Consider the following 21,942-nt stretch of genomic DNA (forward strand, 5'->3'; position numbering starts at 1 on the left):
CATAAAGATAATTCCGCAAAAAAGGCAGCGGGCCGCGCCCGCCATAGGAGTGATGAGATGCCCGGTCCCCTGGATCATCTGACCGTCATTGAACTGGCGGACCAAATGCCTGTCGCCATCGCCGCCATGCTGCTGGCGGACCATGGCGCCGACGTTTTGAAGGTGGAGCCGAAAGGCGGCGCCTTCTTTGCCCATGACTTCAGCCGCAAGGCCTGGGACCGGTCGAAGCGCAGCGTCGAACTGGATGTGTGGGCGCCCGAGGGTCTCCGGTCGCTGCGTGGCCTGCTGGAAGGGGCGGACATCTTCATCCACGCGCTGGAGGAAGGGGATGCAGCGGCCCTCGGTCTGGACAGCGAGAGTCTGGCGCGCGATTTTCCCGAACTGGTCGTCTGCGCGCTCACCGCTTACGGTTCGGACACGCCATTTGCCGACCGCCCCCATGGCGAATCCCTCGCCGCCGCGCTGCTCGGGACGATGATCGATCGCTCCAGCAGCTTCCGCCCCGGCCCGGTCTATCTCGGCCACCCGGCGCTGCATTATGGACAGGCCTTCCTTGGCGTGATCGGTGCGCTGTCGGCCATCCGCGCCCGCCGCCATATCGGCAAGGGGCAGCAGGTGGAGGCGTCGCTGCTTGACGCCATGCTGGCCCAGTCGCCCATGAACAACTGGTGGCAGGAAGAGGGCATCAGCTACATCAAGGCGGGCGATTCCGGTGCGGTAGACCGCTTCGGCAAGACCCGGCTGGTGACGGGCATGTTTGAATGCGCGGACGGCCTTTATCTTCAGATGCATACCGGCGGCCAGGGTGGCTTCAAGGCGGCGATGGACGTGCTGGGCTTTGGCGACCGGATTCAGACCGTGACCGCGCCGGAAATGTCGGTGCCGCTGACCGACGATGAATATCATATCGCCCGCGTCGAGATTTTCGACGCCTTCAGGACCCGGCCGCGCGCCGAATGGATCGCCATGTTCCATGCGGCGGACGTGGCGGCGCTGCCGGTGCTGGAGCCCGCCGAAGTGCTGCTGGACGAACAGGTGGAATTTGTCGGCCAGCGCATATCGATGCCGGACAAGGATTTCGGCACCATCTACCAGGCAGCGCCCGCCGTGCGCATGGCCAATGCCCCCGCCGCCGCGCCCCGTCCCGCGCCGGAAGTGGGCGCGGACAATGAAGCGCTGGCGGACCTGATCGCCCGCCGCCGCACTGTGCTCGCTGCCGACGGCAAGCCGCTCGACCGGCCGCTGGAAGGCATCAAGGTGGTCGACTTCTCCTCCTTCTTCGCGGTCGGCTATGGCGGTCGTCTGCTGTCCGACCTTGGCGCCGACGTCATCAAGGTGGAGACCCCCGGCGGCGACCAGATGCGCCCGCTGCCCGACTGTTTCGACGCCGCCCAACGCGGCAAGCGCGACATCGTGCTCAACCTCAAACATCCCGAAGCGCTCGAAGCGGCGCTGAAGCTGGTGGCGACGGCCGATGTCGTCACGCACAATCTTCGCCCTGGCAAGGCGGACAAGCTCGGCATCGGCTATGAGGCGCTGTCGAAGCTCAACCCGCGCCTGCTCTACGTCTATCTGCCCGGCTATGGCTCCAGGGGGCCGAAGTCGCTGCTCAAGAGCTTCGCGCCTTTGGTGTCGGGCTGGACCGGCCTGCTCTATGAGGGCGGCGGCGATGGCAATCCGCCGACCCGCGCCGTGTTCGGGAATGAGGATTATAATAACGGCTTCCTCGGCGCGGCGGGCATCTTGATGGGCCTTGAACATCGCGCCGTCACCGGCCGGGGCGATTATATGGAAATCCCGCAGCTTCATTCCAGCCTGTGGACCACGTCCGAACATTTCCTCGATGCCGACAGGAAGGTCGTCTACGGATTCCGGCTGGACAAGGAACAGGCGGGCTTCAACGCGCTCGACCGGATTTACCGGACCGCTGATGGCTGGCTCTGCATCTCCTGCCGTTCGGACGAACGTTTCGCCGCGCTCGCCAAGGCGGTGGGGCAGGAGCAATGGCTTGCCGATCCCCGCTTCGCCACGCCCCGCGACCGGTCCGCCAACGACGCGGCGCTGCTGGACGCGCTGAAGCCCTTTTTCGCGGACAAGAGCAGCGCAGACGCCCACGCCCTGCTGGAAGCGGCCGGCGCGCCGAGCGAGATCGCCCGCGAAACAAGCTGGGTCCGCGAAGCGCTCTGGCAGGACTGGGCGACGGCCAGCAACCGCGTGATCGAGAATTTCGACTCCATGTATGGCCATGTCCGCCAGTTCGGCAGTTTCATGCATTTCAGCCGCACGCCCGGCAGCGCCAAAGGCTCCGCCCCGCGCCTTGGCGAACATACGCGGCAGATATTGGGCGAGATCGGCTATTCGGATGCGGAGATCGACGCGCTGATCGACAGCGGCAAGGCGATGCAGGCTGCGGATGTGAAGGGCCGCATCCAATCCCGCGTCTCCGCCGCCTGACACGATAAAGAGAGGAATCGCCAAGGTGCAACTCAACCTTCGCTACGACATGAACCGCCCGGATTTCGGCGCGCCGCATCCGCTGCTCTACCGCACCGCGATCGAGCAGGCGCAATGGGCCGACGGGCTGGGCTTCACCCAGGTCTTCCTGGCCGAACATCATGGCGCGGAGGGCGGCTATTGCCCGTCCTCCATGATCCAGGCCGCTTCGATCCTTGGCGCTACACAGAATATCGTCGCCCATCTTTCCGCTCTTGTGGTGACGATGCACGATCCGCTGCGCCTGGCCGAAGACCTCGCTGTGCTCGACAATATCGCGCCGGGCCGCATCTGGCTGACGGCAGGCATGGGCTATCGCCCGCATGAGTTCGAGATGTTCGACCGCGACATCGGCAAGCGGCTCGCCATCATGAATGAGGCGATGGCGACGCTGAAGAACGCTTGGACCGGTGAGCCCTTCGAATTTCGCGGCCGCACCGTCCGCGTGACGCCCGCGCCCGCCACGCCGGGCGGCCCGAAAATCTACATGGGCGGCTCGACCGACAAGTCCGCGATCCGCGCAGCCAAGGGCGGCTATCAATATTTCCCCGGCCATCCGGACCTCTTCACGCTCTACAAGGAGGAGCGGGCGAAGGCCGGCTTCGGACCGCCGGAGGAGCTGCGCAAGCCCGCCGCCAGCTTCCTCTACGTCTCGGACGATCCGGATCGCGACTGGCCGCTGGTGGCGCCACATGTCGCCTATGCGACCAACACCTATGCGCAATGGGCGCAGGAACGCGGCACCGGCCAGACCCGCTACAGCGCGGCCGAGACGATCGAAGGGCTGAAGGCCATGCCCAATATCAAGCTGCTGACGCCGGACGAATGTTTCGCTTATCTCAAGGATCTGGGACGCGGCACGGCGGTCACGTTCCACGCGCTGCTGGGCGGCCTGGACCCCGAAGTCTCCTGGCGCAGCCTGCGCCTGTTCGAGAAGGAAGTGCTGCCCCGGCTCAAGGCCGAGCCGGGCCTGCTGGAAATTCCGGGAGAATGAGCATGGAAGGACAGAACCGTCGCGGCACGCTGGCCGCCATGCTGGCCGTTCCTTTCGGACTGGCTGCGGTGGGTCAGGCTTCGGCCGCGCCCGTAAAAGGGAAAGGCAAGCCGATGAGCATGGCCGAGCGTCTGGATGTGATCGAATCCAGGCAGGCGATCACCGAATTGCTCCATGCCTATGCCCGATCCAACGACCGGGCGGACGAGGCTTTGCTGCGTTCGCTCTTCTGGCCGGAATCGACGCATAAACATGGGAAGTTCGAAGGCAAATCCTCCGATTTCGTGGGCTTCGCCTTCAAGATCATCTCGGGACTCAAATATGCCTGCCACCATATCTCGAACGTCTCGGTCGAGGTGAAGGGGGATAAGGCCTTCTCCGAATGCTATTATTTCGCGCAGCATCGCCGCGACCGGAAGGATGGCACGGGGGAGGAGGACGTCTTCTTCCAGGGCCGCTATCTCGACGATCTGGAACGGCGCAACGGCGTGTGGAAGATCATCCGCCGCCGCGGCCTGTCGGACTATACGTCACCCGCTTTCCCGTCGGAAATCCCCTATGCGCAATGGCCGGCGGGGCAGCATAGCGAGAAATATCCGAGCGACGATTATTACAAGATGCGCCAGCAGTTCCTGGGGAGCTGACCGATGCGGGCGCTGCTGTGCGAACATCATGGGCCGCCGGAAGAACTGCATTTCGCCGATGTACCCGTTCCGGAACCGAAGGCGGGCGAAGTCCGCTTCCGGGTGAAGGCCGCCAGCGTCAATTTCCCCGACGCGCTGATGATCCAGAACCTGTACCAGAGGCAGCCGCCCTTGCCCTTCATTCCGGGCAGCGAGGCGGCGGGCATCATCGATGCATTGGGTGAAGGCGTCACGGGCGTTCGCGTCGGTGACAGGGTGGCGACCATCCCCTTCGAAGGCGCCTTCGCGGAATTTGCGATAGCGCCTGCGTTCCGTACCGCCGTGATCCCGGAGGGGATGGGGTTCGACGTGGCGGCGGGCTTCACCATGGTCTATGCGACGGCGCTCCATGGCTTGCGCCAGCGCGGCCGGTTACAGCGGGGCGAGACGCTGCTGGTGCTGGGCGCTGCGGGCGGCGTCGGCCTCGCGGCGGTCGAGGTCGGCAAGCGGATGGGCGCGCATGTGATCGCCGCTGCCTCGACAGAGGAGAAACTGGCCCTTGCCCGCGCCCATGGCGCTGACGAGACGGTCAACTATGCCCAGAACGATCTCAAGCAGGCGGTGAAGGCCCTGGCGGGCGAACGCGGCGTCGATGTGATCTTCGATCCGGTCGGCGGCGCGCTGTCCGAACCGGCCTTTCGCACCATGGGCTGGGACGGGCGCTATCTGGTCGTGGGCTTCGCGGCGGGGACGATCCCGGCAATCCCGCTCAACCTGCCGCTGGTGAAGACGGCGGCCATCATCGGCGTGACCTGGGGCGTGCACAGCCGTGTCGAACCGGACATCCATGCGGAAAATATGGCGCAGCTCTATCGCTGGTATGAGGAGGGCGGCCTGCGCCCCGAAGTCAGCAAGCGCTTCTCCTTCGAGGAAAGCCGCGAGGCGATCCGCTGGATGATGGACCGGAAGGTGCAGGGCAAGATCGTGATCGAGCTGGCGAGCTGAGCTTCCCGACAGAGCGACGTGCTCCTGCCTTTGCGGAAGTATGTCGCTTTAACCCGCAGGCCAGTTCGCCAACGGCAGGCCCGCAATATCCGTCCGCGCCTTCACCACCACGCCGCTTGCCCGCGAGACGACGTAAAGGTCGCGCAAATCCGCCCCGCCCCAGCAAAGATTGGTCGGGCTGGAGAGCATCCTGCCTTCGGGATCATGGACAATATCCACCTTCCGTCCATCCGGCGTGATCGCAACGATCCGATTGGCGAAGGGCAGCGTCACCCAAAGATTGCCCGCCGCATCGAAAGCGATGCCGTCGCAATAACCCAGATCCGCGCGCTCAGCCGCCGCCATAGCGCGAATGTCCTTCGCCTGATGATCGGGGATCACCACGCCCAGTTGCGGCCCATAGTCCTGTGGATCGGCAAGCGAGCCATCCGCCCGCCTCCGCCAGCGCCGGATACGCCCTTCGGCCGTCAGCGAGGCATAGACATGGCGTTCCTCCCGATCCAGGCAGAGGCCGTTCACGCCGCGCAGACCGCGCGCGACGATGGAAGCCCTGCCATCCGGCGCGACCCTGTAGATGAAGCCGGCAGGCGTGGTCGTGCCGATATTCCCGATAGGCCCCCAACTGCTGTGCGTGCAGTAAATGTCGCCATTGCGCGCCGTCGCCGGACCGTTGGAGGCGACCAACTGCCGCCCCTCCAGTTCCGACACCAGCGTCTCGACCGTTCCCGTCGCGACATCGATCCGCTGCAATGGCCCCGGCCCCTTGTTGAGCAGGCCCATATTGGCGACGATGACGCAGCCCTCCCGGTCGACCGCCACGCCATTGGGCGCGAGAGCCTGACCGATCTGCCGCAATGCGCCATCCCGCTCCAGCACGCCGATGGCGCCACCGCCATTGGAGATGAACAGGCGGCCATCGGGGCTGCTCGCTATGCCTTCGGGAGCATCGAGGCCATCTCGGACGAGGGTGAAATCGGTGAGGGTGAAGGGCTTTGGCGGTGTGGCGCGTCCTATCCCAGTCGATGGCGCGCAACTGGCGAGAGTGATGCTTGCTCCGCCCAATAGAATTTCCCGCCGTGTCAGAGAGAGTTTGGATAATTTATCACCACCTCTCCCCGTTCGGGCTGAGCCTGTCGAAGCCCCTTTGTTTCGTGAAGAGAAGTGAAGCCCTTCGACAAACTCAGGGCGAACGGGGGAGAGGTCGGAGAATCGTTTCGTCATTCCTTCATCACCCCCACAGGCGCAAAGCCGGCGATCTTGTGATCCCCCGCCTGCACGGGCTGGAACCGCAACCGCATCCCGCAGCGCGGTTCCACGCCCTCAGCGCCAACCAGCAGCCCCGGCACGCGCACGCCCGGCGCATCGTCCGGCTCGAACAGAACGACGGTGAACGGCACCTCCGCCTTATGATCGCCCGGCAGCAGGCTGCGTATCACGGTGGTGAAGCTATAGGCGCTGCCCTCCGGCGAAACCGGACGCCATTCCAGCACGGCGTCGGGCTTTCCGGGGATGACCTCGGGCGGATACCATATCCATTCCCCCGTTTCGGCATCGGTGGTTATGCGCAGTTCGCCCGCTTCCAGCCCGTCATAATAGCCCTGGAACAGCGGGTCTTCGATCTTGGGAGGATGTATCGGAATGCCCATGGATCAGCTCCGCGCCAATATGGTGGTGGAATGATTGTTGCCGCCCAGCCCAGCAACTGCACAGAGCTTCGCGTCCGGCACCTGCCGTTCGCCCTCTTGCCCGCGCAACTGCCGAACGGCCTCGATCAGCAGGTTCATGCCCGGCACATAGCCGCCCGACATATGCCCGCCGCTGGTGTTGATCGGCATCCGCCCGCCCGGCATCCCATGCCCCGCCGCATAGAAGCGTGGCCCTTCGCCCCGCTCGCACAAGCCCAGCATCTCGGTCTGCACCAGCGCGGAGATGGTGAAGCCGTCATAAATCTGCGCGAGGTCCAAGTCCTTGGGATCACAACCCGCCATGGCATAAGCGAGCTTCGCGGAAACCTCGCCGGGGAAGTCATAGGTGCAGGGCGTCTGGGTGAACAGCACCCCCTGCGGCCAGTTGTTGAAGCCCAGGCCAAGCCCCTGCACGCTCACAACCGGATGCGGCATGTCCCGCGCTTCCTCGACGGCGCTCACCACATAGGCGCCGCCGCCATCGGTGGTGAGGCAGCAATCCGCCGCCCGCAAAGGCGTGGAGATCATGGGCGACTGGCGATAGGCTTCCAAATCCATCGGGTCACGCCGCTGCGCGCTCGGCGTCAGCACCGCCCAGGCGCGATAGGTCATGGGGATGGATGCCTGCTCCTCCTCCGTCATGCCATAGTCATGGGCATAGCGGTTAGCCATGGTCGCGAAATAAGTGGGCTGGCCGAAGAAGCCGACCGGCATTTCGATCCCCGCCTTTTGCGGTTCGCGCGCATGGAAGCCATAGACGCCGCCCGGCTTGGTCGACTGGATCGCATAGGGCACCAGCACATGCCGGGCCAGACCCGCCTCGATCGCCATCTGCGCCAGTTGCAGCGCCTGCCCCGACGTCGCCGTGCCGCCCACGCTGTCGGTGGTGGCGCAGAAACGCTTCTCGCCCGCGCCGATGGCAAAGGCGATCTCGTCCGACCCATGCCCCGCATATTTGTTGGAGATATAGCCGTCTATGTCCTTCGGCGTCAGGCCCGCATCGGCAATCGCCGCCAGACTGGCGCGGGTCATCATCTTCATGACGCCCTCCTCGCCCTTGCGCAGGAAGGGGGTTTCACCGACCCCGGTGATGGCGATGCGGTTGCCTCCAAGGCCCTTCTGAAGTGTCATGCGTCCTTGAACCCCTTGCCCTCAGCCACCAGCCGCTCGATCAGCGGGGAGGGGCTGAACGCCTCGCCATGCGCGGCCTCCAGCGCCTTCAGCTTTTCGAGAACGACCGGCAGACCCTGCAAATCAGCCCAGAACATCGGCCCGCCACGATATTTCGGCCAGCCATAACCCGTGATCCAGACAATATCGATGTCCGACGCTCGCGATGCGATGCCTTCGTCCAGAATCCGCGCCCCCTCATTCACCATGGCGAACAGGATGCGGTCATGGATTTCCTCGTCGCTCACGTCGCGCCGGGCAATGCCCTGTTTCGCGGCGAAATCCTCGATGACCTGCATGGCGACGGTGGAGGGCGTCTGCTTGCGGTTCTCGTCATAGTCATAATAGCCGCCCTTCGTCTTCTGCCCATGACGGCCCATCTCGTTGAGGATTTCCCGCACATTGGCGGAGCTGGTCGCCTCCCGGTTCCAGCCGACATCCAGCCCCACCAGATCGCGCATCTGGAAATGCCCCATGGCAAAGCCGAAGTCATACAGCACCTTGTCCACCGCCCAGGGCGTCGCGCCCTCCAGCACCAATCGGTCCGCCTGTGCATTCCGCGCCGCAAGGATGCGGTTCCCGACAAAGCCGAAACCATTGCCCACCAGCACGCCGATCTTGCCAATGGTCTTGGCGAGCTTCATCGCGGTCACGATGATCTCGGGCCTGGTGTCCTTGGTCCGCACCACTTCCAGCAGCTTCATCACATTGGCGGGCGAGAAGAAGTGCAGCCCGACCACGCTCTCCGGCCGGGAGGTGGCGGCGGCGATGTCGTCAATGTCGAGATAGCTGGTGTTGGTGGCGAGGATCGCGCCGGGCCTGGCGATCCTGTCGAGCTTGCCGAAAACCTCCCGCTTCACGTCGAGATTTTCGAACACCGCCTCGATGATGAGATCACAGTCAGCCAGATCCTCCATCGCCACCGATCCGGTCAGCAGGCCCATGCGGGTGTCGACATCCTCGGGCTTCATCTTGCCCTTCTTCGCGGTGGTTTCATAATTGCCGCGAATGATCTTGAGGCCGCGGTCGAGCGCTTCCTGCTTCGCCTCGACGATGGTCACGGGGATGCCCACATTGGCGAAGTTCATCGCAATGCCGCCGCCCATGGTGCCCGCGCCGATCACCCCCACCTTGGCGATGGGCAGGGTCGGCGTGTCGGCGGCAAGCCCCACGATCTTGGCCGCCTGCCGCTCCGCGAAAAAGACATGGCGCTGGGCGGCGGACTGGCTGTCGGCCTGAAGCTCATTGAACAGTTCGCGCTCATAGGCCATGCCTTCGTCAAAGGGCTTCTCCAGCGCGGCCTCGATGCAGCGGATGATATGCTCCGGCGCCTTGAAGCCCCGGAATTTCTTCGCATTGGCCTTGCGGAAGTCCGCGAAGATTTCCGGCTTGTCGCGCGCTTCGTCCAGTTTCTCGCTACGGTCCCGAACCTTGAGCAGCGGGCGCCCCTCGTCCAGAATGCGCTGGGCGAAACTAATGGCGTCGGCGCGCAGACTGCCCTCCGCCGCCAGTTCATCGACCAGCCCCATCTCCTTCACGGCCCTCGCATCGACCGGCGCACCGGACGTGATGAGGTCGAGCGCCTTTTCCACCCCCACAATGCGCGGCAGACGCTGCGTGCCGCCAGCACCGGGCAGCAGGCCCAGATTGACCTCCGGCAACCCGCATTTGGCCGAAGGCACGGCGATGCGATAATGCGCCACCAGCGCCAGCTCCAGCCCGCCGCCCAGCGCCGTGCCATGGATCGCGGCGATCACCGGCTTGGTCGCATTCTCCACGATCAGTTGCAGGTTGCGCAGCGATGGTTCGACCTGCGGCTTGCCGAATTCGGTGATGTCCGCCCCGGCGAAGAAGGTCCGCCCCTCGCAGATCAGCACCATGGCGCCCACGCCGCTATCCCCGATGGCCGTCTGCACCGCGCCCGCGACGCCCTGCCGCACGGCGTTGGAGAGCGCGTTCACCGGCGGCGAATTGACCGTGATGACCGCGATGGGACCGTCCACCTCATAGGTGACGACGTCATTGACCTTCATTCAAGCCTCTATGTGTCTGGGCGCCCGGCTTGCCTGCGGCTTGCGCAGCCAGCACTTCACGAGCGCGTTGGCGGAAATAATGTTGAAGACCTTCGATCTCTGCGTCGGTCAGTTCTTCGAAGCGCGGCATGCCCCGCTCGCGCAAAATGCCCTTGTGCAGCACCTCCTCGAAACTGCCCTTGTCGATCGGCACGCCCGATTGCAGCAGGTCAGGGGCTGCGCCGCCCGACACGGCATTGGCGCCATGGCAGATGGAACAACGCTGACCGAACACGCCCGCGCCGATGACGGCCTTGGCGGGATCGACGGCTAAATCCGGCATGTCGATCACCGGCGTTTCCACGGGCTGGACGGGCGGCAGGCTGGCCTTGCCATCGAGCGAGAAGGTCAGGACGCGCCATTGCTGCGTGCGATAATTCCATTCCCGCCCCATGCCGGTGGCGCTGGGGAAGCGGGAACCGGCGATCACCGTCACATATTGCCGCCCACGCGCCCTGTAGGTGATCGGCTGCGCCATCACCGCCGTCTGCGCGTCGAAGGACCAGAGCGGCCTGCCGCTGTTCGCCGCATAGGCGACGAACCTGCCCGCCGCATTGCCCTGGAACAGCAGATTGCCCGCCGTCGTCGCGGTGCCGCCGCCGCCTCTGATGCCGGACATGGGCACGCGCCATGCCTCGCTCTGCGTCACCGGATTCCAGGCCAGCAGGAAACTGGTCGTGGGCCGGTCGGGCGCCACGCCCGCAGGCGGCGCGCCCGTGCCGACACTGATCCGCTGGCCGTCCAGATGCTTCCAGCCCTGCAACGGCTCGGCCGGATCGATATAGACCCGTCCCTGATCCATGGCCGGGATGTAGACCAGCCCCGTCCCCGGATTGAACGACATCGCCTCGATATTATGCGCGCCGAAGGGGGAGGGGTAGACGATGGCCGGTTTCCCGCCGGGATAGCGCGCCGCCGGATTCTCGACCGGCCGCCCGCTCTTGACGTCGATGCCGCTCGCCCAGTTAACCGGCACGATATTGCGGGCGGAGATCAGCTTCCCCGTCTCCCGGTCGATCACATAAAAGAAGCCGTTCTTCGGCGCGTGCATCAGCACGTCGCGCTCTTTTCCGCCGATCTTGAGCCGGGCCAGCTCGATGTCCATCGCGCTGTTGAAGTCCCATGTCTCGCCGGGATTGGTCTGATAGTGCCAGACATATTCGCCCGTATCCGCGTCCAGCGCGACGATGGAACAGAGAAAGAGATTATCCCCGCCACCCGGCGAGCGGATCTTCTGGTTCCACGGAGAACCATTGCCGACCCCGATATAGATGCGATTATATTTGGGGTCATAGGCCATGGCGTTCCACGCGGTCCCGCCACCGCCATATTTCCACCACTGGCCGGTCCAAGTCCGGGCAGCCATCGCCATCGCCTTGTTCTCGAACCCCAGCTTGGGATCGCCCGGCACGGTATGGAAGCGCCAGAGCTGCTTCCCCGTCTTCTGGTCATAGGCGGTCACATAGCCCCGGATCGGCGCGAAGTCCGCGCCGCCATGGCCGATGATGACCTTCCCCTTGAACACCCAGGGCGCGCCGGTGACGTAACGCTCGTCATCCTTGCCGATGGTCTGCGCAGTCCAGACGGGATGGCCGGACCTGGCGTTGATCGCGATCAGCCGCCCGTCGATGGTCCCGGTGAAGACCATGCCATTATCATAGGCGATGCCGCGAATGCCCCAGGCGGCGCGCATCTTCTGCCCGGCGACCTTCCAGCTTTGCGGGTCGTAGGTCCATAATTCCCGCCCGGTCGAAGCATCCAGCGCATGAATGACGCTGTAGCCAGAGGCGTAATAGACTACGCCATCCACCGCGATGGGCGCTGAAAGGCTCGACCCGCCACCGCTGATGTCATGATACCAGGCGAGCTTCAGCTTGCCGACATTGCCGTCGTTGATCTCGGTAAGCGGACTATAGTGGTTCTCATCGATCCCGCCATAGCCCGGCCAATCGCTCCCATCGCGCCTCGCCTCATCCGAAGGCGCGCAGGCGGCGAGCAAGAGCAGCAGGGGCAGAACAAAACGCATGAAACTCAACCCCCGATGGTGCGGTCGGAAGGCCAGAAGCGCTGGCGCAGCGCCTTCTTGTTGACCTTGCCCATGACGGTGCGGCCGATGTCGTCGACCATCTCATAGCCGCGCGGGCATTTGTAACCGGCCAGGTTCGCCCGGCAGAAGGCGTTGAGTTCCTCAGCCGTCGGCGGATCGCCCGCGTCCTTGGGAATGACCAGCGCCCGCGCTTCCTCGCCCATTTCGGCGTTGGGCGCAGCGACCACGGCGACGTCCGCGACCTTGGGATGGCGCAGCAGCACATGCTCGGATTCGGCGGGATAGATATTCACCCCACCGCTCACGATCATGTCGGACACCCGGTCGGTGATGAAGAGATAGCCCTCCTCATCGACATAGCCCATCTCGCCCAGCGTGAAGACGCCCGGCGCGATATGCGCAGCAGCGGTTTTCTCATGATCGCCGCGATAGACGATGCCGTAACCGCTGGTGTCGCGGAAATAGACCTGCCCGACCTCATTGGGACCGAGTATCCGCCCATCCTCGCCATAGATCACCGTCTCGAACGGCGCGAGCGCCCTGCCGACGGAGCCCGGCCGCTCCAGCCATTCCTGAGAGGTGATGAAAGTGGTCGACCCTGCTTCGGTCCCGCCATAGGCTTCCACCAGCACCGGTCCGAACCAGTCGATCATCGCCTGCTTCACCGCGCGCGGGCAGGCTGCTCCTGTATGGGCAAGCCGCTGGACGCTCGACACGTCATATTTCGCCCGCACCTCTTCCGGCAGCGCCAGCATCCGCTGGAAATGCGTCGGCACCATCACGGAGCCTTTGACCTTATATTTCTCGATCAGCGCCAGCGTCCTTTCCGCATCGAAATGCTCGACGGTGATGAGGCTCATCCCGCCAAAGACGTTGCGCGCCATGCCCAGCGGCCCGGTATGATAAAGCGGCCCCACGGCAATGCCCGGCGAGGGCGTGATCTTCGGCCGGATCGCCTCGGCCAGCGCCTTCACGGTCGCGACGCGAGGGAAATATTGCGGCGGCGTCTCGGTCGCCTTGGGCCGTCCGGTCGTGCCCGAAGTATAGTGAAGATGCGGCAGCGGCGGCACATCATGGTCTGGCTCGTCAGTCGAAGCCGTCGCCAGCCACTCCTCCCAATGGATGACGCCTTCCCGTTCCGGACAGCGCCAGCCGATCACGGTCCCGACGCCCGCTTCCTCCGCGGCGGCAAGTCCCGCCTCCATCGTCTCCGGCCCGACGAGCAGCGCCACCGCGCCGCTGTCCTTCAAAATATAGGCCGCCTCCGAAGGCGTCAGGTGAAAGCTCACCGGCACGCTCGAAATGCCCGCCTCCAGACAGGCGACATAGGCGATCACCGTCTCCGCGCTGTTGGGCGCGAACACCGCCACCCGCCGTTCGGTCAGGTCCAGCCCGTTCAGCGCATTGGCCGCCCGGTTGAGCCGTTCGTCCAACTGGTGCCAGTCATAGGTCACCCGCTCGTCGGCAAGGGCAAGCTGGTCGCGGCGCGCGGGATCGACCCCGCCGATGGTCAAAGACATCAGACGTCCTTTCGGGAAGCAATGGCCGGCGCGAGGTATCTCAGCGCCATGCGGAAGGAGATGAGGGCAAGGATGGAACTGACCGTGACGACGACCGCCAGCGACCGGCCCAGCGCGCGCTCGTCACGGAACACATATTGGGTCAGCGCCGCGACGATGGCGGGTCCCGCGCCCTGACCCAATATGGTGAAGACGAACAGGAAGGACGCCAGCATCCGAGACCGGATCGTCGCCGGCGCGATCAGCCCCATGACCGAGGAAACATAGACCATGAAAGGCACGGTGATGAACTGCGCCACGCAATAGCAGGCCAGGAACACATAGGGGTTCGTCGCGAAGAACATGTAGGCGATCACCGGCAGGAAACCGAGGATCAGCCAGCCGTAGAAGCGCAGATGCGCGTCCTTCATGCCCCGCGCGAACAGCTTGTCCACGATCCAGCCGTTCACCACCAGCGACACGGCGGACACGATGTTCATCAGGCTAAGCGCAAAGCCATATTGCACCGGCTTCCACCCGAAATGCCGCTCGATATAGGCGGGAACCCAGTTGGTCATGGAATAGCCGCACATGGCGAGGGCGGACGTGCCAACCAGCATCAGCGCCAGCAGCTTCCAGTTCTGCGTGACGAAGGCTTTGATCAGTCCCTTCTGCTCCCCGTTCGCGGCGGTACCGGGCGTCCGGCGGCGGCCCGGATCGGGGAAGGTGAACAGCAGCAGCGCCAGCAATATGCCCGGCACGCCGACCATCATCATGACCAACTGCCAGGGCTGGGCGGGGCCATGGAAGGGAATATGGATGCCGCTATGCGCCGTCGCAAAGGCGATGGCGACGCCGCCCAGAGCAAAGGCGGTGGCCGATCCCACCTTGCCCGCCGTCTGGAAGGTCGATGTGGCGCGGGTCAACAGGTGCGAAGGAAAGGCGTCGGCAATCAGCGAATAGGCGGCGGGCAGCAATGCCGCCTCCCCGATCCCGACGAAGATGCGCCCGATCAGCAGCGCCTCATAGCTTTGCGCAAAGCCGCAGGCCGTGGTCGCGACCCCCCATATCACCACGCCGCCGAAGATGATCCAGCGCCGGGAAAACCGATCCGCCGCCCAACCCAAGGGCAGCCCGAAAATCGCATAGAAGATCGCGAAGGAGGTCGAGGTGATCATGCTGATCTGCACATCGGACAGCAGCAGATGCGCCTTGATCGGCGTCACCAGCATCGACACGATCAGCCGGTCGACCCAGCTCAGCACATAGAGCCCGAACAGAACCGCCACCATCCACCAGGCGCTGCCAAGGCCCGGATTGGTCCGGCTGTCATTCTGGTTCCGGGCGCTCATCAGCATGATCCTCGCCTTTCCGCTCAAAATCTTCAGCGCACCGGCAGTTCGTTCAGTTCAGCGATCTTGAGCTTGCCAAGCTGCGCCATATGCACCTCGTCCGGGCCGTCCGCGAAGCGCAGGTAGCGTGCATTCATGAAGGCGGCGGCGGGCGGGAAATCGCTGGAAATGCCGATGCCGCCGAACACCTGCATCGCGCGATCCGCCACCGTCTGGGTCATGCGCGGCGCGACGATCTTGATCGCGGCGATCAGGTCCTTGGCGACCTTGTTGCCATAGCGGTCCATCGCATCGGCGGCCTTCAACGTCAGCAACCGCGCCTGCTCGATCTCGCAGAAGGAGAGGGCGATGTCCTGCCGGATGCTGCCCTGATCGGCCAGCTTCCGCCCGAAGGCGACGCGGTTTTCCACCCGGCGCGCCATATATTCCAGCGCCCGCTGCGCCTGCCCGATCAGGCGCATGCAATGATGGATGCGCCCCGGCCCCAGGCGACCCTGCGCGATCTCGAACCCGCGCCCTTCGCCCAGGATCAGATTGGCCTTGGGCACGCGCACATCCTTGAAGACCATCTCCGCATGGCCGCTCGGTGAATGAACGGCATTCATGACGTCGAGCGGACGGACGATCTCTATGCCGGGCGTGCCGGCCGGGATCAGTATCTGCGAATGCTGCCTGTGGCGCGGCCCGTCATTGGGCGTCTTGCCCAGCAGGATGAATATCTTCGTATGGGGATCGAGCGCCCCCGAAATCCACCATTTGCGGCCATTGATGACATAATCGTCGCCGTCCGCGATGATGGTGGTGGCGACATTGGTGGCATCCGAGGAAGCGACCTCCGGCTCCGTCATCACATAGGAGGAGCGGATCGTGCCATCCAGCAGCGGCTTCAGCCACTTCTCCTGCTGCTCCGGCGTGCCATAGCGCGCCAACACCTCCATATTGCCCGTGTCCGGCGCGGAGCAGTTGAAATATTCCGAAGACCCGATCACCCGGCCCATGATCTCGGCCAGCGGCGCATATTCCAGATTGGTGAGGCCGGGGCTCCATTCGCCATATTCATGCGGCAGGAACAGGTTCCACAGGCCCGCTTCCTTCGCCTTCGCCTTGATCTCCTCCGTCCCCGGCCAGCGCTTCCAGAGGTTCGCGGGGTCATGGTGGAAATGGTCGCGCTCCTTCTCGATCGGATAGACATGGGCGTCCATGAAATCGATGAGCCGCTCCCGCAGCGCCTTCACCTTGTCGGAATATTCGAAATCCATCGCTCGATCCTTCTCGGATAAATTCAGGTGAGGGTGAGGCCGCCGTCCACGACCAGCGTCTGCCCGCAAATATAACCGGCAAGGGGGGAGGCGAGGAAAAGCGCCACCCCCGCCATTTCCTCCACCGATCCAAAGCGGCCCATGGGTATCCGGGCCAGGGCGCGCTTCCGCCGCTCGTCATTGTCCATCGTCACCTTGGTCATCTTGGTGTCGACCAGGCTGGGCGCGATGCCGTTGACGCGGATGCCGTCGCCCGCCCAGGCAATCGCCAGCGCCCGCACCAGATTGACCGCGCCCGCCTTCGACGCCGCATAGGCCGGATTGCCGAACGTCGCCTTGAACGCGCCGATGGAGCTGACGACGATGATCGTCCCTTTGGCGGCGGCCAGCGCCTCCCGGCAGAGGTTGGAAATATGCAGGATGGAGTCGAGATTGACCGCCATTACCTTGTTCCAGCCCTCGACCTCAAATTCCTGCCGCCGGTAGAGGACCGTGCCCTGCGAATGGATCAGCACGTCCAGCCTGTCGAAAGGCACCGGCGTCGCCGCAATCGCCGCCGCATCGCTGACGTCGACCTGCGTATAGCCGACGCCTTCAAGGTCCGACCCTTCCTCGCCCGCGTAGTCCGCCGCGCTCGCCCGCGTGCCCCAGACATGGACCTGCGCGCCCCGCTGGCGGAAGGCCTGCGCCATGCCGTTGCCGATGCCGCTCGATCCGCCGACCACCAGCACCGTCTTCCCGGTGAAGTCGAGTTCGTTGGTCAAAGGAATTGCCCTTTCATGCATGTCAGCGGATCAGCGCCTCAGCGCGTTCGAAAAGATGAATGGCCCGGCCGTGCAGCCTGTCGCCGGTCTCGCGTGGCGCCTTCCCGGCGCAGGCGCGGGCATGGGTGCCCTCCAGCAATATGCCGAGCTTGTAGCAGGCCAGCACATGATACCAGTCGACCGCAGACAGATCGCGCGCCGACCCTTCGGCATAGCGCGTCACCAGTTCCCCGGCGCTCGGAAAACCGTCCCACGGCCTGACCGATACGGTGCTTTCCGACTTCCCGTCCGGCCAAGTGGCCAGCACCCAACCCAGGTCCAGCAGCGGATCGCCAATGGTCGCCAGTTCCCAGTCGATGATCGCCGCCAGTTCCGGCCCATCCTTGCGATACATCACATTGGCCAGATGATAGTCGCCATGCATGATGCCGGGCGTGAACCGGTCCGGCCTATGCCGCTCCAGCCAGTCCCCGACCGCGCCGACCGAAGGCAGCGCTTGCGGCCCCGTCCACCCGTCAAACTCGCCATAGCCCGCAAGTTGCGACCGCCAGCGATCCACCTGCCGCCCGAGGAAATTCTCCGGCTTTCCGAAATCGCTCAATCCCAGCGCCTGATGATCCTGCGCGCCCAGCGCCGCGATGCCGTCCACCAGCGCCAGCCCCATGGCATGGCGCATCGCGGGGGAACCGGCATGCGGTTCCGGCAATTGCCCGACCGGATTGAAACCGTCCACCGGCTCCATCAGGTAAAAGGCGACGCCCATCACGCTCTCATCGCCGCAATCCGCGATCAGCCCCGGATGCGGCACGTTCGTCCCGGCCAAAGCGCGCAGCAGCCGCGCCTCCCGCCGCATCGTCTCATTGCTGTTCGGGCGGGGATGCGCAGGGGGGCGGCGGAACACATAGTCGCGCCCGTCGCGGCTGAAGCGAAGCAGGATATTCTGTGTCCCTCCCGCGAGCGGCGTCACGTCGGTCAGCGGGCCGGAGCCAAGTCCCCGGTCCGTCATCCACGCCGCCAGCGACTCGATGTCGACCGTCGGTCCCGATGCTGATTCCACGGACGATTTCACTAGGGCATCCCTCGCTTTTCTCGACTGTTCGACCGTCGATTAGATCAATTGGATAATGCACTTGACGAACGCACTTGGCAATGAGAAAAATGCACACATGGTCAGACTTCAACTTGCCAGGGCCGATGATGCCGCTCGCAGCGCCGCTGCCGGGCAGATCAAGAAAGTCGCGTTGCGCCTGTTCGCGGAACGGGGTGTCGACGGCGTCACCGTGCGGGAGATCGCAGCGGCGGCGGGGCAGAAGAATCACGGCGCGGTCGGCTATTATTTCGGCTCGAAGGAAGCCTTGGTCCGCGCCATCGTCATGGACGGCGCGGTGGCGCTGGATCGCGAACGCAATGCTGCGCTGGACTTGCTGGAGGAGCAGGGCGGCCCCCGCACCATCCGGCAGGTGGTGAACATCCTGATAGAGCCAGTGCTGGGCCTGTCGGACGATCATTATGTCCAGTTCATCGTAATCTTCGCCATGACGCACAGGGACATGATGCTGGACGCGATCGATCCGGCATGGAACCGCGCCTATGGCCGCTGTCTCGACCATCTGCGCCGACTGATGCCCCATCTGCCGCCCGCGCTTCAGAATCAGCGCTTCGTCTTCATGGGCGCCTATATCAGCGCCGTGCTTTCCGCGCGGCAGCGCGCCCTGGCCGACCGCAGCCGCGCGCATCCCATGTGGGGCAGCGAATCCAGCCTCGAACATTTCATGCAGTCGCTGGTCGCCCTGCTGGACGCGCCGGCCGATCTTCCGAAGGACATGCTGGCACGGATCGGTGGAGCAGGGGCCGCGATCCCGGAGCCGCCGGGGCCGGTCGGCTGAGAAGGGCGCAAGGACAAGATGATGGAGAGGATGATGACAGGCAGGGACGGAATGAGCGGACAGGCGGCGGCATTGCTGGACATGCCCTTGGCCGACCTGCTCGCCGCCGCTTCGGCGATGCGCGATTGGGGCCATGGCCGGGTGCAGAGCTGGTCGCGCAAGGTCTTCATTCCGCTGACCCAGCTTTGCCGCAATCTCTGCCATTATTGCACCTTCTCGCAGCCGCCCCGGCCCGGCGAGAACGCCTATATGACCCGCGATCAAGTGCTGGCCGTCGCCCGCGCGGGCAAGGCGGCGGGCTGCACCGAGGCGCTGTTCACGCTGGGCGACAAGCCGGAGTTGCGCTTCGCCGCCGCCCGCGCAGAACTGGCGCGGCTGGGCCATGCGACCACCATTTCCTATCTCATCGAAATGGCCGCGCTGGTGCGGGATGAAACCGGCCTGCTGCCGCATATCAATGCCGGGGTGATGACCCGCGAGGAAATGGCTGCGCTCCGCAGCGTATCCGTGTCGCAAGGCCTGATGCTGGAGTCCGTTTCCGACCGCCTCTGCCGGAAAGGCGGCGCGCATTACCGCTCGCCCGACAAGGAACCGGCGGCGCGGCTGGAGACGATCCGGCTGGCGGGCGAACTGCACATTCCCTTCACCACCGGCATATTGATCGGCATCGGTGAAACCCGCGCGGAGCGGATCGAAGCGCTGGACGCGATCCGCGACCTCCACCAGCGCTACGGCCATATCCAGGAAGTCATCGTCCAGAATTTCCGCGCCAAGGAACGCACGGTGATGGCCCATGCGCCCGAACCGGACATGGACGAACTGCTCTGGACCATCGCCGCCGCCCGCCTGATCCTGGGGCCGGATATGAACATCCAGGCGCCGCCGAACCTGTCGGCCGCCGATTTCCCGCGCCTGCTGTCGGCGGGGATCAACGATTGGGGCGGGGTCTCGCCGGTCACGCCCGACCATGTGAACCCCGAAGCGCCCTGGCCCGAAGTCGAACGCCTGCGCATGGCGACCGAAGGGGAGGGGCGGATGCTCGTGGCCCGCCTGCCGGTCTATCCCGCCTATGCGCAGGACAATGCGCACTGGCAGGACAAGGCGATGGTGCGCCATATTCTCGCCCATGCCGATGCGGAGGGCTTCGCTCGCGAGGACAGATGGTCGCCCGGCATAGCGCTGGAGCCCCGCATCACGCGCCCCTCGACCCTGCCGGTCGATCCCAGGATCGCCGCCATCGTCGACCGCGCCATGACTGGCGCGCTGCTGGAAGAGGAGGAGATCGCGACTCTCTTCTCCGCCCGCGAAACCGATCTCGAACATATTTGCGACAGCGCTGACGCCTTGCGCGAACAGGTGATGGGCGACGCCGTCACCTATGTCGTCAACCGCAACATCAACTATACCAATATCTGCCTTTATAAATGCAGCTTCTGCGCCTTCTCCAAGGGCGACAAGGCGGAGCAACTGCGCGGCAAGCCCTATGATCTGGACCTTGAGGAAGTCGTCCGCCGCACACGGGAGGCATGGGATCGCGGGGGCACGGAAGTCTGCCTGCAAGGCGGCATCCACCCCCATTATACCGGCGAGACCTACATCAATCTCGCCAAAGCCGTCCGCGCCGCCGTGCCGGAAATGCACATCCACGCCTTCTCGCCTCTGGAGGTATCGCAAGGCGCGGCGACATTGGGCCTGACGGTCGAACAATTCCTCATCCGCCTCAAGGAAGCGGGTCTCGATACGCTTCCCGGCACGGCCGCGGAGATATTGGACGATGAGGTCCGCGCCATCATCTGCCCCGACAAGCTCAACACCGATCAATGGCTGGACGTCATCGAAACCGCGCACAAAGTCGGTTTCCGCACCACAGCCACCATCATGTTCGGCCATGTCGACACGCCCCGCCACTGGGCGCGCCATCTGATCCGCATCCGCGACCTGCAACGCCGCAGCGGCGGCTTCACCGAATTCGTGCCGCTGCCCTTCGTCCACATGGAAGCGCCCATGGGCCTGCGCGGCGAGGCGCGCCACGGCCCGACCTTCCGCGAAGTCCGGCTGATGCACGCCGTCGCCCGCCTCGCGCTGCACCCGCATATCCGCTCGATCCAGACAAGCTGGGTCAAGCTGGGCGAGGAGGGGGTGAAGGCCTGCCTCACCTCCGGCGCAAACGATCTGGGCGGCACGCTGATGAACGAGAGCATCTCCCGCGCAGCAGGAACGCAGCATGGCCAGGAAATGCCGCCCGCCGCAATGGAGGCGCTGATCCGCTCGCTCGGCCGCACCCCGCGCCAGCGCAGCACCGCCTATGGCGCGGTCGCGCAGCATATTCACGACCGCGGCATGGATGCCGCGGAACTCACGCCCATGATTCTCACGCCTCCGCGCAGGCGTCAAAAAGAACAGGAGAGTATAGCCTATGCAGAATGAAGCTCTGGCGAGCATCGCCGTCCTCGGCGGCACCGGCAAGGAAGGCGGCGGCCTCGCGCTCCGCTGGGCGCATAAGGGCCACAAGGTCATCATCGGCAGCCGTACCGCCGAGCGCGCGCAGGAAGCCGCTGCCCAGATGAACGAAGTTCTGGGCGAGGGCGCCGTCACCGGCGCCGCCAACCCGGACGCCGCCGCGCAGGCCGACATCGTCGTCCTCGCGGTTCCCTATGCTGCGCAGCAATCGACGGTGAAGGACGTCGAACCGGCGCTGGCGGGCAAGATATTGATCGACGTGACCGTGCCTCTGGTCCCGCCGAAAGTCAGCCGCGTGCAACTGCCCGAGGGCGGCTCCGCCGTCGAAGCCGTCCAGAAAATGCTGGGCGAAGGAGTCCGCGTCGTCTCCGCCTTCCAGAATATCAGCGCCCATCACCTGACCAGGCTGGACGAGGAAATCGAATGCGACGTCCTGGTCTGCGCCGACGACAGCGAAGCCGCCGACACGGTGGTCGCGCTGGCGCAGGAAATCGGCCTGCGCGCCTGGAATGCAGGCCCGCTCTGCAATTCGGTCGTGGCGGAGGGGCTGACCTCCGTCCTGATCGCCCTCAACCGCAAATATAAAGTCCCCGGCTCCGGCATCCGCATCACCGGCGTCTGACAGGAGAAAGA

General features: G+C 64.7%; 17 protein-coding genes. 7 read left to right on the plus strand and 10 right to left on the minus strand.

The window, feature by feature from the left end; translation table 11 throughout:
* The first annotated feature begins 57 nt into the window (after positions 1–57).
* From H5V43_RS05070 to H5V43_RS05085, 4 genes are read left to right on the plus strand one after another with little or no spacing between them, the layout of a single operon-like run.
* Positions 58–2,454, plus strand: coding sequence for a CaiB/BaiF CoA-transferase family protein (locus tag H5V43_RS05070; protein ID WP_025548099.1), 2,397 nt, complete (start codon positions 58–60; stop codon positions 2,452–2,454).
* 25 nt (positions 2,455–2,479) lie between these two features.
* Complete coding sequence (locus tag H5V43_RS05075; RefSeq protein WP_025548101.1) at positions 2,480–3,487, plus strand: LLM class flavin-dependent oxidoreductase; 1,008 nt, start codon at positions 2,480–2,482, stop codon at positions 3,485–3,487.
* 2 nt (positions 3,488–3,489) lie between these two features.
* Positions 3,490–4,131, plus strand: coding sequence for a nuclear transport factor 2 family protein (locus tag H5V43_RS05080; RefSeq protein WP_025548103.1), 642 nt, complete (start codon positions 3,490–3,492; stop codon positions 4,129–4,131).
* A gap of 3 nt (positions 4,132–4,134) precedes the next feature.
* The gene (locus tag H5V43_RS05085) at positions 4,135–5,115 is read left to right on the plus strand and encodes an NADPH:quinone oxidoreductase family protein (protein WP_025548105.1); all 981 of its coding nucleotides are present in this window, start codon (positions 4,135–4,137) and stop codon (positions 5,113–5,115) included.
* 48 nt (positions 5,116–5,163) lie between these two features.
* Here H5V43_RS05085 and H5V43_RS05090 read toward each other — a convergent pair whose 3' ends face one another.
* The 10 genes from H5V43_RS05090 to H5V43_RS05135 all read right to left on the minus strand — a co-directional run bounded on the left by H5V43_RS05090 (position 5,164) and on the right by H5V43_RS05135 (position 18,020).
* On the minus strand, positions 5,164–6,177 hold the full coding sequence (locus H5V43_RS05090; protein ID WP_244968668.1) for an SMP-30/gluconolactonase/LRE family protein: 1,014 nt from the start codon (positions 6,175–6,177) through the stop codon (positions 5,164–5,166).
* 155 nt (positions 6,178–6,332) lie between these two features.
* Positions 6,333–6,761, minus strand: coding sequence for a Zn-ribbon domain-containing OB-fold protein (locus H5V43_RS05095; protein WP_025548108.1), 429 nt, complete (start codon positions 6,759–6,761; stop codon positions 6,333–6,335).
* A 3-nt stretch (positions 6,762–6,764) separates the two neighbouring features.
* Positions 6,765–7,931 carry a thiolase family protein gene (locus tag H5V43_RS05100; RefSeq protein WP_025548110.1) on the minus strand — a complete coding sequence of 389 codons (1,167 nt, stop codon included), beginning with the start codon at positions 7,929–7,931 and terminating at the stop codon, positions 6,765–6,767.
* The gene (locus H5V43_RS05105) at positions 7,928–10,003 is read right to left on the minus strand and encodes a 3-hydroxyacyl-CoA dehydrogenase NAD-binding domain-containing protein (protein WP_025548112.1); all 2,076 of its coding nucleotides are present in this window, start codon (positions 10,001–10,003) and stop codon (positions 7,928–7,930) included. The genes H5V43_RS05100 and H5V43_RS05105 overlap by 4 nt, the downstream gene beginning before the upstream one ends.
* The gene (locus tag H5V43_RS05110; RefSeq protein WP_037481889.1) at positions 9,990–12,068 is read right to left on the minus strand and encodes a PQQ-dependent dehydrogenase, methanol/ethanol family; all 2,079 of its coding nucleotides are present in this window, start codon (positions 12,066–12,068) and stop codon (positions 9,990–9,992) included. The genes H5V43_RS05105 and H5V43_RS05110 overlap by 14 nt, the downstream gene beginning before the upstream one ends.
* Before the next feature lie 5 nt (positions 12,069–12,073).
* Positions 12,074–13,609, minus strand: coding sequence for an AMP-binding protein (locus H5V43_RS05115; protein WP_025548115.1), 1,536 nt, complete (start codon positions 13,607–13,609; stop codon positions 12,074–12,076).
* Positions 13,609–14,940 carry an MFS transporter gene (locus H5V43_RS05120; RefSeq protein ID WP_128830703.1) on the minus strand — a complete coding sequence of 444 codons (1,332 nt, stop codon included), beginning with the start codon at positions 14,938–14,940 and terminating at the stop codon, positions 13,609–13,611. The genes H5V43_RS05115 and H5V43_RS05120 overlap by 1 nt, the downstream gene beginning before the upstream one ends.
* Before the next feature lie 32 nt (positions 14,941–14,972).
* The gene (locus H5V43_RS05125; protein ID WP_025548118.1) at positions 14,973–16,199 is read right to left on the minus strand and encodes an acyl-CoA dehydrogenase family protein; all 1,227 of its coding nucleotides are present in this window, start codon (positions 16,197–16,199) and stop codon (positions 14,973–14,975) included.
* Positions 16,200–16,222: 23 nt separating this feature from the next.
* Positions 16,223–16,963: an SDR family NAD(P)-dependent oxidoreductase gene (locus tag H5V43_RS05130; RefSeq protein WP_025548120.1), complete on the minus strand. Its 741-nt coding sequence runs from the start codon at positions 16,961–16,963 to the stop codon at positions 16,223–16,225.
* 22 nt (positions 16,964–16,985) lie between these two features.
* Entirely contained in the window at positions 16,986–18,020 is a 1,035-nt protein-coding gene (locus tag H5V43_RS05135) for a phosphotransferase family protein (protein WP_025548121.1), read from the minus strand.
* A 109-nt stretch (positions 18,021–18,129) separates the two neighbouring features.
* Between H5V43_RS05135 and H5V43_RS05140 the strand changes: the two genes are divergently transcribed.
* Genes H5V43_RS05140 through npdG form a run of 3 tightly spaced genes read left to right on the plus strand, consistent with a single transcriptional unit; the run spans position 18,130 to position 21,931 of the window.
* Positions 18,130–18,849, plus strand: coding sequence for a TetR/AcrR family transcriptional regulator (locus tag H5V43_RS05140; RefSeq protein ID WP_025548123.1), 720 nt, complete (start codon positions 18,130–18,132; stop codon positions 18,847–18,849).
* A 33-nt stretch (positions 18,850–18,882) separates the two neighbouring features.
* The gene (gene cofH, locus H5V43_RS05145) at positions 18,883–21,276 is read left to right on the plus strand and encodes a 5-amino-6-(D-ribitylamino)uracil--L-tyrosine 4-hydroxyphenyl transferase CofH (RefSeq protein ID WP_244968681.1); all 2,394 of its coding nucleotides are present in this window, start codon (positions 18,883–18,885) and stop codon (positions 21,274–21,276) included.
* Positions 21,266–21,931 (plus strand): NADPH-dependent F420 reductase, encoded by a 666-nt coding sequence (gene npdG, locus H5V43_RS05150; RefSeq protein WP_025548126.1) that lies wholly within the window; start codon positions 21,266–21,268, stop codon positions 21,929–21,931. Before cofH ends, npdG begins: the two co-directional genes overlap by 11 nt.
* Positions 21,932–21,942 lie beyond the last annotated feature (11 nt).

It is taken from the genome of Sphingobium fuliginis (genome assembly GCF_015074805.1).
Classification (GTDB): Bacteria; Pseudomonadota; Alphaproteobacteria; order Sphingomonadales; family Sphingomonadaceae; genus Sphingobium; species Sphingobium fuliginis.

Excerpts from the sequence above, each read along its gene's own strand:
- H5V43_RS05070 (WP_025548099.1), top strand. The coding sequence starts at position 58 with ATGCCCGGTCCCCTGGATCATCTGACCGTCATTGAACTGGCGGACCAA.
- H5V43_RS05080 (WP_025548103.1), top strand. The coding sequence starts at position 3,490 with ATGGAAGGACAGAACCGTCGCGGCACGCTGGCCGCCATGCTGGCCGTT.
- H5V43_RS05085 (WP_025548105.1), top strand. The coding sequence starts at position 4,135 with ATGCGGGCGCTGCTGTGCGAACATCATGGGCCGCCGGAAGAACTGCAT.
- H5V43_RS05095 (WP_025548108.1), bottom strand. The coding sequence starts at position 6,761 with ATGGGCATTCCGATACATCCTCCCAAGATCGAAGACCCGCTGTTCCAG.
- H5V43_RS05100 (WP_025548110.1), bottom strand. The coding sequence starts at position 7,931 with ATGACACTTCAGAAGGGCCTTGGAGGCAACCGCATCGCCATCACCGGG.
- H5V43_RS05105 (WP_025548112.1), bottom strand. The coding sequence starts at position 10,003 with ATGAAGGTCAATGACGTCGTCACCTATGAGGTGGACGGTCCCATCGCG.
- H5V43_RS05110 (WP_037481889.1), bottom strand. The coding sequence starts at position 12,068 with ATGCGTTTTGTTCTGCCCCTGCTGCTCTTGCTCGCCGCCTGCGCGCCT.
- H5V43_RS05115 (WP_025548115.1), bottom strand. The coding sequence starts at position 13,609 with ATGTCTTTGACCATCGGCGGGGTCGATCCCGCGCGCCGCGACCAGCTT.
- H5V43_RS05120 (WP_128830703.1), bottom strand. The coding sequence starts at position 14,940 with ATGAGCGCCCGGAACCAGAATGACAGCCGGACCAATCCGGGCCTTGGC.
- H5V43_RS05125 (WP_025548118.1), bottom strand. The coding sequence starts at position 16,199 with ATGGATTTCGAATATTCCGACAAGGTGAAGGCGCTGCGGGAGCGGCTC.
- H5V43_RS05140 (WP_025548123.1), top strand. The coding sequence starts at position 18,130 with ATGGTCAGACTTCAACTTGCCAGGGCCGATGATGCCGCTCGCAGCGCC.
- cofH (WP_244968681.1), top strand. The coding sequence starts at position 18,883 with ATGACAGGCAGGGACGGAATGAGCGGACAGGCGGCGGCATTGCTGGAC.
- npdG (WP_025548126.1), top strand. The coding sequence starts at position 21,266 with ATGCAGAATGAAGCTCTGGCGAGCATCGCCGTCCTCGGCGGCACCGGC.